The 11,814-nt window shown below is 72.2% G+C and carries 12 protein-coding genes; 6 read left to right on the top strand and 6 right to left on the bottom strand.

The window, feature by feature from the left end:
• Nucleotides 1–31: 31 nt before the first annotated feature.
• The 3 genes from ACTMSW_RS22270 to ACTMSW_RS22260 all read left to right on the top strand — a co-directional run bounded on the left by ACTMSW_RS22270 (nucleotide 32) and on the right by ACTMSW_RS22260 (nucleotide 2,684).
• On the top strand, nucleotides 32–1,069 hold the full coding sequence (locus ACTMSW_RS22270) for an ABC transporter ATP-binding protein (RefSeq protein WP_441182613.1): 1,038 nt from the start codon (nucleotides 32–34) through the stop codon (nucleotides 1,067–1,069).
• Nucleotides 1,053–2,075 carry an ABC transporter ATP-binding protein gene (locus ACTMSW_RS22265; RefSeq protein ID WP_441182612.1) on the top strand — a complete coding sequence of 341 codons (1,023 nt, stop codon included), beginning with the start codon at nucleotides 1,053–1,055 and terminating at the stop codon, nucleotides 2,073–2,075. The genes ACTMSW_RS22270 and ACTMSW_RS22265 overlap by 17 nt, the downstream gene beginning before the upstream one ends.
• Nucleotides 2,076–2,393: 318 nt before the next feature.
• Nucleotides 2,394–2,684: a hypothetical protein gene (locus ACTMSW_RS22260; protein WP_441182611.1), complete on the top strand. Its 291-nt coding sequence runs from the start codon at nucleotides 2,394–2,396 to the stop codon at nucleotides 2,682–2,684.
• Between the two features lie 109 nt (nucleotides 2,685–2,793).
• On the opposite strand, the gene purH is transcribed toward ACTMSW_RS22260, so the two are convergent.
• Together purH and purN are read right to left on the bottom strand one after the other, a co-directional pair.
• A complete protein-coding gene (purH, locus tag ACTMSW_RS22255) occupies nucleotides 2,794–4,365 on the bottom strand; it encodes a bifunctional phosphoribosylaminoimidazolecarboxamide formyltransferase/IMP cyclohydrolase (protein ID WP_441182610.1) in 1,572 nt (523 codons plus the stop codon).
• On the bottom strand, nucleotides 4,362–4,982 hold the full coding sequence (gene purN, locus ACTMSW_RS22250) for a phosphoribosylglycinamide formyltransferase (RefSeq protein ID WP_441182609.1): 621 nt from the start codon (nucleotides 4,980–4,982) through the stop codon (nucleotides 4,362–4,364). Before purN ends, purH begins: the two co-directional genes overlap by 4 nt.
• Nucleotides 4,983–5,198: 216 nt before the next feature.
• Between purN and ACTMSW_RS22245 the strand changes: the two genes are divergently transcribed.
• Nucleotides 5,199–5,762, top strand: a complete 564-nt coding sequence (locus tag ACTMSW_RS22245; protein WP_441182608.1) for a DUF4190 domain-containing protein — start codon at nucleotides 5,199–5,201, stop codon at nucleotides 5,760–5,762.
• A 45-nt stretch (nucleotides 5,763–5,807) separates the two neighbouring features.
• Here the strand turns inward: ACTMSW_RS22245 and ACTMSW_RS22240 are convergent, their stop codons facing one another.
• Entirely contained in the window at nucleotides 5,808–7,094 is a 1,287-nt protein-coding gene (locus tag ACTMSW_RS22240) for a cell division protein PerM (RefSeq protein WP_441182607.1), read from the bottom strand.
• A 155-nt stretch (nucleotides 7,095–7,249) separates the two neighbouring features.
• Between ACTMSW_RS22240 and ACTMSW_RS22235 the strand changes: the two genes are divergently transcribed.
• Nucleotides 7,250–7,525 (top strand): DUF4190 domain-containing protein, encoded by a 276-nt coding sequence (locus tag ACTMSW_RS22235; protein ID WP_441182606.1) that lies wholly within the window; start codon nucleotides 7,250–7,252, stop codon nucleotides 7,523–7,525.
• Between the two features lie 48 nt (nucleotides 7,526–7,573).
• Here ACTMSW_RS22235 and sucD read toward each other — a convergent pair whose 3' ends face one another.
• The 3 genes from sucD to ACTMSW_RS22220 form a co-directional block, all read right to left on the bottom strand.
• Nucleotides 7,574–8,461, bottom strand: a complete 888-nt coding sequence (gene sucD / locus ACTMSW_RS22230) for a succinate--CoA ligase subunit alpha (RefSeq protein ID WP_441182605.1) — start codon at nucleotides 8,459–8,461, stop codon at nucleotides 7,574–7,576.
• Nucleotides 8,462–8,463: 2 nt separating this feature from the next.
• Nucleotides 8,464–9,642: an ADP-forming succinate--CoA ligase subunit beta gene (gene sucC, locus ACTMSW_RS22225; RefSeq protein ID WP_441182604.1), complete on the bottom strand. Its 1,179-nt coding sequence runs from the start codon at nucleotides 9,640–9,642 to the stop codon at nucleotides 8,464–8,466.
• A gap of 441 nt (nucleotides 9,643–10,083) precedes the next feature.
• Nucleotides 10,084–10,488, bottom strand: coding sequence for a cobalamin B12-binding domain-containing protein (locus ACTMSW_RS22220; protein ID WP_441182603.1), 405 nt, complete (start codon nucleotides 10,486–10,488; stop codon nucleotides 10,084–10,086).
• 466 nt (nucleotides 10,489–10,954) lie between these two features.
• On the opposite strand from ACTMSW_RS22220, the gene ACTMSW_RS22215 reads away from it, so the two are divergent.
• Nucleotides 10,955–11,668 carry a M23 family metallopeptidase gene (locus tag ACTMSW_RS22215; protein WP_441182602.1) on the top strand — a complete coding sequence of 238 codons (714 nt, stop codon included), beginning with the start codon at nucleotides 10,955–10,957 and terminating at the stop codon, nucleotides 11,666–11,668.
• Nucleotides 11,669–11,814: the final 146 nt, after the last annotated feature.

Raw genomic sequence — 11,814 nt, 5'->3', positions numbered from 1 at the left:
GCCCCGCAGTCGCGAGCGAAAGGCCAGCCCAGTGAGCCAGTCCGCCGTCCACCCCACCCCGGCCTCCCCGACGCCCGAGGGCGGTCACCTGCTGGAGGTACGGGACCTGCACGTCGAGTTCCGCACCGGCGAGGGCGTCGCCAAGGTCATCAACGGCGTCTCGTACCACCTGAACGCCGGTGAGACGCTCGCCGTGCTCGGCGAGTCCGGCTCGGGGAAGTCGGTCACCGCCCAGGCGATCATGGGCATCCTGGACACCCCGCCCGCGGTGATCCGCTCCGGCCAGATCCTCTACCAGGGCCGGGACCTGCTCACCCAGCCGGAGGAGAAGCGCCGGCAGGTGCGGGGCAAGGAGATTGCCATGATCTTCCAGGACGCCCTGTCCGCCCTCAACCCGACGTTCCCGGTGGGCTGGCAGATCGGCGAGACGCTGCGCCAGCGGGTGGGGATGTCCCGCGGCGACGCCCGCCGCCGGGCGATCGAGCTGATGGACCTGGTGAAGATCCCGGCCGCGGAGAACCGCCTCGGCGACTACCCGCACCAGTTCTCCGGCGGCATGCGCCAGCGCGTCATGATCGCCATGGCGCTCGCGATGAACCCGAAGGTGCTCATCGCCGACGAGCCCACCACGGCGCTGGACGTCACCGTGCAGGCCCAGATCATGGACCTGCTGGCCGACCTGCGCCGGGACCTCAACATGGCGATGATCCTGATCACCCACGACCTCGGCGTGGTCGCCGGAGTCGCGGACCGGATCGCCGTCATGTACGCGGGCCGGATCGTCGAGCACGCCGACGTCCGCCCGCTGTACAAGGCGCCGGCCCACCCGTACACGAAGGGGTTGCTGGAGTCGATCCCGCGGATGGACCAGCGTGGGCAGCAACTGTCGACGATCAAGGGCCTGCCGCCCAACCTGATGCGGATCCCCTCCGGCTGCCCGTTCCACCCCCGTTGCCCGTACGCGCAGCAGGTCTGCGTGGACGTGGTGCCGCACGACCTGGTCCTCGGTGACGGCCGGACCAGCGCGTGCCACTTCGCGCAGGAGGTCCGTGATGACAGCGCCCGCTAGCTCCACCAAGGTCCGCGGCGAGACGATCCTGTCCGTCGACAACCTGGTCAAGCACTTCCCGATCAACCGCGGCGTGGTGTTCCAGAGGCAGGTCGGCGCGGTCAAGGCCGTCGACGGGGTGAGCTTCGAGCTGCGCCGGGGCGAGACGCTCGGCATCGTCGGCGAGTCCGGCTGCGGCAAGTCCACCCTCGCCCGGCTGCTGATGCGCCTGGAGACGCCCACCTCCGGCAGTGCCACCCTGGAGGGCCGGGACCTGTTCAAGGCGTCCGGTTCCGAGCTGCGCCGGCTGCGGCGCAACATGCAGATGGTGCTCCAGGACCCGTACACCTCGTTGAACCCCCGGATGACCGTGGGCGACATCATCGGCGAGCCATTCGAGATCCACCCCGAGGCGGCCCCGAAGGGCAGCAAGCAGCGGCGGGTGCAGGAGCTGCTGGACGTGGTCGGTCTGAACCCCGAGCACATCAACCGGTACCCGCACCAGTTCTCCGGCGGCCAACGCCAGCGCATCGGCATCGCCCGGGCGCTCGCCCTGAAGCCGGAGATCCTCGTCTGCGACGAGCCGGTCTCCGCCCTGGACGTGTCGATCCAGGCGCAGGTGATCAACCTGCTGGAGCAGCTCCAGGACGAGCTGGGCCTGTCGTACGTCTTCATCGCGCACGACCTGTCGGTGGTCCGGCACATCTCGGACCGGGTGGCGGTGATGTACCTCGGACGGATCGTCGAGATCGGCACCGAGGACGAGATCTACCAGCGCGCGACCCACCCGTACACCCAGGCACTGCTCTCCGCCGTGCCCGTGCCGGACCCGGAGCTGCGCGACCACACGTCGATGATCCGCCTGGTGGGCGACGTGCCGAGCCCGGCCGACCCGCCGAGCGGGTGCCACTTCCGCACCCGCTGCTGGAAGGCCCAGGAGGTCTGCGCGCGCGAGGACCCGCCGGCTGTCCCCCGCGCGGCCGACCCGCACCCGTCCGCCTGCCACTTCGCCGAGCTCCGGGTGTAAGGAAGGGCCCCTTGTTAACGCCTCGCGTTGTACAAGGGGCCCTTCTTAACGAATCAGCCGCGCACGGCCCGCCGGCGGGGTTTCGGGGTCCCGTAACGCGCCGCTCTCCCGGAGGATGGGGTGATGGGTCGACGGGGTGCGAGAAGGGCCATTGCCGTTCTGCTGGTCGTGGCGGTGACCGCCTGCGACGCCACGCCCGGGAGACCGGACCCGCCCGAAGGTACGGCCGCCCGGTCCCCAGCCGTCGCGGCCGGCCCGGCCGTTCCCTGCCCGGCCGATTTCCGCTACGGCTGGGCTGAACCCCCGGTGCTGGCTGGCGTGCCGCCAACGTTTCAGGCGCTGCTGTTCGCTGCCGAGGTGCGGGCGGGCGTTCCAATCAAGATCGCCTTCAAGGTTCCCGGTTCGGGCGATCTGACCCTGCGGGCCGAGGGGCCGGACGGGGCCGTCGTCGAGGTGGCCGACCTGGTCCGGCACACCGGCGGTAGCGACTGGCAGGCTCCCGGGGAGGAGTGGGGCGGCTTCTGGACGTTCTCCGCTCCGGGCTGCTGGACCGTCCGGGCCGATCGTACCGACGGCACCCGCGCCGCCCTCGCTCTCCGCGCCGGCTGACACCCCGGGCCGCAGATACACGGAAAGAGTGGCCATTCCCGGTGGAATAGCCACTCTTTCTCTGTTCGAGTGCGACCGGTCGAGTGCGACTGGAGTGCGGTGGACGGGGTTAGTGGAAGAAGTGGCGGGTGCCGGTCAGGTACATGGTCACGCCGGCCTCCTTGCAGGCCGCGACGACCTCCTCGTCGCGGATCGAGCCACCGGGCTGGACGATCGCCCGTACGCCCGCCTCGATGAGGATCTTCGGGCCGTCGGCGAACGGGAAGAAGGCGTCGGAGGCGGCGACGGAACCGCGGACCCGCTCGGCGCCGGCCCGGTCCACCGCCAGGCGGGCCGAGTCGACCCGGTTGACCTGGCCCATGCCGACCCCGACGGTCGCGCCGTCGGAGGCCAGCAGGATCGCGTTGCTCTTCACCGCGCGGACCGCCCGCCAGGCGAAGGCGAGATCGCGCAGGGTCGCCTCGTCCGCCGCCTCGCCGGTGGCCAGCCGCCAGTTCGCCGGGTCGTCACCCTCGGCGTCGACGGCGTCCCGCACCTGCACCAGCACACCGCCGGTGACCTGCCGCCACTCCACCGCTGCCGGGTCGAAGGCCGGCGCACGCAGCAGCCGGACGTTCTTCTTGGCCTGGAGCACCTCGGCCGCGCCGTCCTCGTAGCCGGGAGCAACGACGACCTCGGTGAAGACCTCCGCGACCTGCCGCGCCATCTCGACCGAGACGGGCCGGTTGACCGCGATCACCCCGCCGAACGCGGAGACCGGGTCGCACTCGTGCGCCTTGCGGTGCGCGTCGGCCACGTCGGTGCCGACCGCGATGCCGCAGGGGTTGGCGTGCTTGATGATGGCCACCGCCGGCTGGTCGGTGAAGTCGTTCGCCGCCCGCCACGCGGCGTCCGCGTCGACGTAGTTGTTGTAGGACATCTCCTTGCCGTGCAGCTGCTCGGCCTGGGCCAGACCCGCCGGGGTGTTCGGGTCGGTGTAGAGGGCAGCCTGCTGGTGCGGGTTCTCGCCGTAGCGCAGCACCGCCTCACGGCGCAGCGCCTGCCCGGCGAACTCCGGCCACCGGTCCGCGGCCGGCGCCAGTTCCTGGGCGCACCACTCGGCGACCGCCACGTCGTACTCGGCGATGTCGGCGAAGGCGCGGGCCGCGAGCGCCTTGCGCTGCGTCAGCGTGAAGCCGCCCGCGTCGAGCGCGGCCAGCAGCGCCGGGTACGCGGCCGGGTCGGTCACCACCGCGACGGAGGCGTGGTTCTTCGCCGCCGCCCGGACCATCGCCGGACCGCCGATGTCGATCTGCTCCACGCACTCGTCCTGGCTGGCGCCGGAGGCGACGGTGGCCTGGAACGGGTACAGGTTGGAGACCAGCAGGTCGATCCCGGCGATGCCGTGCTCGTCGAGCTGCGCGGCGTGCGCGTCCTTGCGCAGGTCGGCCAGGAGGCCACCGTGGATCAACGGGTGCAGGGTCTTGACCCGGCCGTCCAGGATCTCCGGGAAACCCGTGACGGTCTCCACCGGGGTCACCGGCACGCCGGCACCGGCGATGGTCGACGCCGTGCTCCCGGTCGAGACGATCTCCACGCCGGCCCTGTGCAGGGCGTGGGCCAGCTCGACCAGGCCGGTCTTGTCGTAGACGCTGACCAGCGCCCGACGGATCGGGCGGCGCTCGCCCTCAGTGGCACTCACGGAACCGTGACCTTCCTTCCGGTGATCGTCCAACCTTCGCGGACCAGGCGGCCCACCTGCTCGACGAGCTGGCGCCGCTCGGCGGACTTGATGCGCTCGGTGAGCGTGTCCACGTCGTCGTCGTCGCGCACCGGCACGGCGACCTGCGCAACGATCGGGCCGGTGTCCATGCCGGCGTCGACGAAGAAGAGGGTGGCCCCGGTGACCTTCACGCCGTAGGCGAGTGCGTCGCGGGGGCCGTGGATGCCGGGGAACGCCGGCAGCAGCGTGTTGTGCGTGTTGAGGTAGCGGTCACCGAACGCGGCGAGGAAGTGCGGGCCGACCAGCTTCAGGAAACCGGCGGAGATGACCAGGTCGGGCTCGTGCTCGGCGACGTGCGCGGTCAGCGCCTTGTCCCAGTCCTCGCGGGTCGGGTGGTCCTGCACCCGGTCGACGAAGGTCGGCACCCCGGCGGCGGCAGCCCGGTCCAGGCCGCGGATGGCGTCCCGGTCCGCGCCGACGGCGACCACCCGGGCGCCGTACGCGGGGTCGGCGCACGCGTCGAGCAGGGCCTGAAGGTTGCTTCCGGAGCCGGAGACGAGGACGACGATGCGGGCGGCGGACGCGGGCTCGGTCACCGGACAACCCTATCGGGCACCACTGGGCGCCCCGATCGCCGGGCAGTGCGGCAGGGGCGTGGCGGGGTGTCCGGAGGGTGGGCGGGCCGTCGTTCACGGGAGGCCGGGCGAGCGAGGACCGGGTACGCTGCCGTCTCCCGGGCCCGGTCGCATCCGGCCCGCCCGTCCGTGATTCCGGCGCCCCGCGTCGGTCCCCCGCCCGAGGAGTAGGCCGCGATGCAGCCCGGTCAGGACCCGTACGGTCAGCAGCCCCACCAGGACCCGACCGCCCCGCCCCCACCTCCGCCGCCGTACGGTCAGCAGCCCTCTCCCGGGCAGCCCTACGACCCGTACGCGCAGCCGCCCACCTCGGGTCAGCCGTGGGATCAGCAGCCGCACCAGGACCCGTACGCCCCGCAGCCCTACGGGCAACAGCAGCCCTACGGGCAACAGCAGCCGTACGGACAGCAGCAGCCCTACGGACAACAGCCGTACGGCGGGACCCCGATGTACCCGAACGCGGGCTACCCGCCGCCGGGTGGACAGCAGAACACGCTCGGGCTGGTCTCGATGATCCTCGGCATCGCCTCGATCCCGCTGGTCTGCTGCTACCTGGGTCTTCCGGTGGGCATCGCCGCCGTGGTGACCGGCTGGCTGGGCAAGCAGAAGGCGGACCAGGGGCTCGCCGGCAACTCCGGCCAGGCTCTCGCCGGCCTGATCTGCGGCGGCATCGGCGCGGTGCTGGGCCTCCTCTTCATCGTCCTGGTCGTCGCCGGGCTCAACCTGCCTGACACGTACTGACCCGCAGCGGCCGCCCCGGGTGCCGGCCGGGCACCCGGCGGCCGTTCAGCGCGGGCGACCGAGGAACCAGGTCGCGGCGGTGCCGAGCAGCGCGCCGGCCGCGGTGACCGCGGCGGCGACGGCCCCCACCTGCCAGGCGACCGGACCCATCTCGGTGAGCCGGCCGCCACCGACCGGCCCGGCCGAGACCGCCGCGGCGACGCCCAGCACCAGGCCGGCGACCGGCCCGGCGAGCGCCGCCGGGGCCAGCACCGAACCCCAGCCCGGAGGCTTCCGGTCGTCGGCGGCGAGCCGCAGCAGCCGGCGCGCGAGCAGCCAGCCGGCGACCATCCCGGCGAGGACCGGCACCGCGAGCAACGCGGTCCCGAGCCCGTCGACCGGGCCGCGCGGCAGGCCGGCCAGCAGCGGTACGGCGGGAAGCGCGCCGACGGCCACCTCGCTCGTGCGGACCGCAGTGTCGGTGCCGACGGCGAAGCCGGGCCCGAGCAGGTAACTGGTCGACCAGATCGCCGCGTTCGGGGCGTAGGCGAGGCTGACCAGGGTGATCCCGGCCTGCCCCGCGACGCCCGTGCGGTACGCGCCGATCAGGTCCGCGGCGTCGCCGCCGCCGGTGGCCACGGCCAGCCCGGCCGCGCCCGCGCCGGCACCCAGCAGCAGCAGCCCGGCGACCAGTCCGGTGCGTACCCCGTCGCGCAGTGGCGGCGCCGCCCGTTCGGCGAGCAGGCCCGCGACGCCCGTGGTCCGTGCCGCGCCGACGAGCGCGGCGAGCGTGCCGACCACCACGAGGGTCAGCCCGGCCCGGACCGGGGCGACGTCCGTGCCGCCGGTCCCGACCAGCAGCGCGGCGAGGACACCGAGCAGCGCGTACGCCACGCCGACCGCGCCGGCGGCGGCGAGCATCCGGTGGGGTGACCGGCCACCGCGGGCCCCGATGGCACGGCTGGTGTGCACACCCGCGCGGGCGAGGCGCCAGAGGATCAGCCCGGTCAGTGCGAGCGGGGCGAGCCCGAGCGGCCCGGCGGCGGTGGTCAACGGCACCCCGTGCCCGAGCAGCCAACCGGCCAGGCCCGCGCGCAGCGCGCCGCCCAGGGACGCGGCGTCCTCGCTGAGCTGGAACAGCCAGAGCACCAGCGCGACCGGCAGCCAGGAGGTCAGGGCGGCGCCACCGGCGGCCACCGAGGCCGCCACGGCGAGCGGGGCACGGCGGCGGGCCGGCTCACCGGAACGCGGCGCGGGGACCCGCCGGGCGGGGCCGGGGCGGCCGGGCGGCCGGGGACCGGCGCCGACCCGTGGGGCGGCGCTTCCGGGCTGTTCGGGGGTGACGGACGACATCGGGGTCTACTCTGGCATGCCGCACCGGTGACGGCAGTCCGATACCGCCTCCGACCGGCTACGAGTTGCCTGATCCACTCCCGGGTACCCGGGAATCCGGTCTAGCCTCGGCCCGGGGGGACGACCGCACGGCACCTGACGTTCGGAGGGAAGTCGTGAACGCTCCGTACCCGCCGCCCCCGCCGCCCCCGCCGCCACCGGCTGCCGGCCGCGACCGCACGACCCTCTGGGGCGTCCTGGGCATCGTCACCGGTCTGCTCTGCTGCGGCATCCTGGGCATCGTCTTCGGCTACCTGTCGGTCCGCGACGCGAAGCGCTACGGCAAGTCGCCGATCCTCGGTTACCTGGGCATCGCCTTCGGCGTGCTCAACATCATCGGCAGCGGGATCCTCTGGGCCGGCGGCAACCACCCGTATTACAACAACGACTGAGAGGGCCGACCGGACCCGGTCGACCCTCTCGTCGTACGTCGTGCGGGCTCAGCCCGCGGACATGATCTCCCGCATCAGCTTGGCGGTCTCGGTCGGCGTCTTGCCGACCTTGACGCCGACGGCCTCCAGGGCGGCCTGCTTGGCCTCCGCGGTGCCGGCCGAGCCGGAGATGATCGCGCCGGCGTGACCCATGGTCTTGCCGGGCGGGGCGGTGAAGCCGGCGATGTAGCCGACCACCGGCTTGGTGACGTTCGCCTTGATGAACTCGGCGGCCCGCTCCTCGGCGTCGCCACCGATCTCACCGATCATGACGATGGCGTCGGTCTCCGGGTCGGCCTCGAACGCGGCGAGCGCGTCGATGTGGGTGGTGCCGATGATCGGGTCACCACCGATGCCGACGCAGGTGGAGAAGCCGATGTCGCGCAGCTCGTACATCATCTGGTAGGTCAGCGTGCCGCTCTTGCTGACCAGGCCGATCCGGCCGCTGCCGGTGATGTCGGCGGGGATGATGCCGGCGTTCGAGGCGCCCGGCGAGGCGATGCCCGGGCAGTTCGGCCCGATGATCCGGGTCCGCTCGCCCTGCGCGACGTTGTACGCCCAGAACGCGGCGGTGTCGTGCACCGGCACGCCCTCGGTGATCACGACGGCCAGCGGGATGCCCGCGTCGATGGCCTCGACGACCGCGCCCTTGGTGAACTGCGGCGGCACGAAGATGACCGTGACGTCGGCACCGGTCTCCTTCATCGCGTCCGCGACGGAGGCGAAGACCGGCAGCTCGGTGCCGTCGAAGTCGACCGTGGTGCCGGCCTTGCGCGGGTTGACGCCGCCGACGACGGTGGTGCCGGCGGCGAGCATCCGCCGGGTGTGCTTGGAACCCTCGGAACCGGTCATCCCCTGCACGATGACCTTCGAGTCCTTGGTCAGCCAGATAGCCATGATCAGACCCCCGCAGCTGCCAGCTCGGCGGCCCGCTCGGCCGCGCCGTCCATGGTGTCGACCCGCTGGATCAGCGGGTTGTTCGCGCCGTCGAGGATCGCCCGACCGGCCTCGGCGTTGTTGCCGTCGAGGCGGACCACCAGCGGCTTGGTGACCTTCTCGCCGCGCTGCTCCAGCAGCGCGAGAGCCTGCACGATGCCGTTGGCGACGGCGTCGCAGGCGGTGATGCCGCCGAAGACGTTGACGAAGACGCTGCGGACCGACGGGTCGGAGAGCACGATCTCCAGGCCGTTGGCCATCACCGCGGCGCTCGCGCCACCGCCGATGTCGAGGAAGTTGGCCGGCTTGACGCCGCCGTGCCGCTCGCCCGCGTACGCGACCACGTCCAGGGTGGACATGACCAGACCCGCGCCGTTGCCGATGATGCCGACCTCGCCGTCGAGCTTGACGTAGTTGAGGTCCTTCTCCTTGGCGGCCTGCTCCAGCGGGTCCACCGCGGCCTGGTCGACCAGCGCCTCGTGGTCCGGGTGCCGGAACGCGGCGTTCTCGTCCAGAGTGATCTTGGCGTCGAGCAGCAGCAGCCGCCCCTCGCCGGTCGTCGCCAGCGGGTTCACCTCGACCAGCGTGGCGTCCTCGGCGACGAAGGCCTTCCACAGGCCCACGGCGACCTCGACGACCTGGTCGGCGACCTCGGCGGGGAAGCCGGCGGCGGCCACGATCTCGCGCGCCTTCGCCTCGTCGACGCCGGTGTTGGCGTCGATCGGGGCCTTGACGACCTTGTCCGGGGTGTCGACCGCGACCTGTTCGATGTCCATGCCGCCGGCGACGCTGGCGATGCAGAGGAAGGTGCGGTTCGCCCGGTCGAGCAGGTAGGAGAAGTAGTACTCCTCGGCCACGTCCGCGGTCACCGTGATCATGACCTTGTGGACGGTGTGACCCTTGATGTCCATGCCGAGGATGTCGGTGGCGCGGGCCACCGTCTCCTCCGCGCCCTCGGCGAGCTTCACGCCGCCGGCCTTACCGCGGCCACCGACCTTCACCTGCGCCTTGACGACCACCCGACCGCCGAGGCGTTCGGCGATCGCGCGGGCCTCCTCCGGGGTCGTGGCTACGCCGCCGGCGAGCACGGGCAAGCCGTGCCGCTCGAACAGGTCCCGCCCCTGGTACTCGTACAGGTCCACGATTGCGCGTCCCGTCCCGTCTCCGCGGCGCGCCGTCGCGCCGCCACCAGCGTTATGGAAAACAGTTTGACGCCTGTCATCAGTTGAAACAGGCCATTGGGCGCAGCCTAGCGAGGTGGGCACCGCTAGCAACCGAGCGGGTGCGCGGTGTGCGGTAATGCACAACAGTCCCGTCGGTGCACCCGTTCGCGCGGACGTCGCCCCGCGGTCAGCCTTCCGGGCGACATTGCGCCGGGTGCGTAACCCCTCCCCGAGGGCGTCGTTGAGTCAGGTGTCGGAGCGCTGATTCAGCGCGACGGCGGGAGACGGCCGATGCCCTGTCGGTCGAGGGGTGGCGGCGGGGCATCGTGCATAGAGGGGCCGGACGTGTGAGGGGTGCGTCCGGCCCCTCCCCCTGCCCGTACGCCGGTGGCACCGGCACCTGCGGGGCCCCGCCCGGCGTCAGGCGACCGGCTGGGCCACGTTCTGGCGCACCCACTCCACGATCGACCCGGTGGTCGCGCCCGGGGTGAAGATCTTGGCGACTCCCAGCTTCTCCAGCTCGGGGATGTCGGCGTTCGGGATGATGCCGCCGCCGAACACGACGATGTCGCGGGCGTCCCGCTCGCCGAGCAGTTCCAGCACCCGCCGGAACAGCGTCATGTGCGCCCCGGAGAGCACGGAGAGACCGACGGCGTCGGCGTCCTCCTGGATCGCGGTCTCCACGATCTGCTCCGGGGTCTGGTGCAGGCCGGTGTAGATGACCTCCATACCGGCGTCCCGGAGGGCACGCGCGACGACCTTGGCGCCGCGGTCGTGGCCGTCCAGGCCCGGCTTGGCGACGACGACCCGAACACGAGAGCTCATCTGCGCATCCCTTTCACCGGCTTCGCGGCTTCACCTGAACGAACGGTAACCCGACCGGGCCGGCCCGGGAAATCCGGGCGGCCCCGGTGTCCCTCGGTGGTCGTCGGCCGGCGCCGTTCCGGACCTCGTCGGACCCTCGTCGGGCTCCCGCCCGGAAGGGCACACACCGGAGGTCCGACGCCGGGACCGTCAAGCGGGACGACTCCGCCGTTCGGTCACGGTGAGCGACGAACGGGCGAGGACGGGGACATCTTTTCCGGGCCACGAGCCATGACAATCATGGACACAAAGGGACAGATTGCAGCACTGATTCGGCGCTTCGGCTTGTGACGGCCGTGGTGGTTGGCTAACGTGTCCACGGTTGTCATCAGGTCCACGGACGGGTGACGACGCGGCCAGCCGAGGTTCACCAGAGCTTCACGGACGACGGCGGGCCGCTTCGGAACCCCGACAACGGAGGGTGTGCGTGCGCCAGCGCCTGTCGTCTGAGCCCGATAGATATCGCGGTCGTCGCCGCGTACCCACCCCGCCCCGGAGCCGCTACGCCGCCGTCGTCACCACCGCCTTCGTCGGCGCCGGTGTCGTCGCGCTCGGCGCGGGCGCCATGCCGGACGCCAAGAGCGTCAACCCGTCGGTCCTCGACGACCTCAGGGCCGCTTCCACCCTGGACCAGGGAGCCGCCGACCGCACCGAGTCCGCCAACCGCGCCTCGCGGGACAGCGAGCGGGGCGGGGACGCGGCCGCCGAGGACGAGGTCTGGCTGCTTCCTCTCCAGGGCTACGACTTCAACTCCCCCTACGGCATGCGGTGGGGCAAGCTGCACACCGGCGTCGACCTGGTCGCGCCCGAGGGCACGCCCTACGTCGCCATCCACGACGGCATGGTCACCAAGGCCGGCTGGTTCGGCGGCTACGGCTACACCGTGATCGTGCAGCACACCGACGGCAGCGAGGCGATCTACGGCCACTCGTCGGCGGTCAGCGTCCGTGAGGGCCAGCAGGTCAAGGCCGGCGACCAGCTGGGCCTGGTGGGCAGCACCGGCCACTCGTACGGGTCGCACCTGCACGTGGAGATCCATGTCAAGGGCGAACCTCTCGACCCGGTGCCGTGGCTCCAGGACCGCGGAGTGGACATCAAGCTCCAGACCGAGGCAATCTACAGCGAGGTAGCCGCGTCCTGACGCTGCGTATCGACCATTGACCGCCCGGATCGACCGATCCGGGCGGTTTTTTGTCGCGCGTCGGCGCCGGAAGTAATCCAGGCCACAGGACGAAGTGTGACCGGAGGCACGGCGACGCATGACCGCTTACCGGGACGAAGACGGCG

It is taken from the genome of Micromonospora sp. BQ11 (genome assembly GCF_052068135.1).
In the GTDB taxonomy this organism is placed as follows: Bacteria; Actinomycetota; Actinomycetes; order Mycobacteriales; family Micromonosporaceae; genus Micromonospora.
This window is presented reverse-complemented; position numbering and strand designations above follow the sequence as displayed.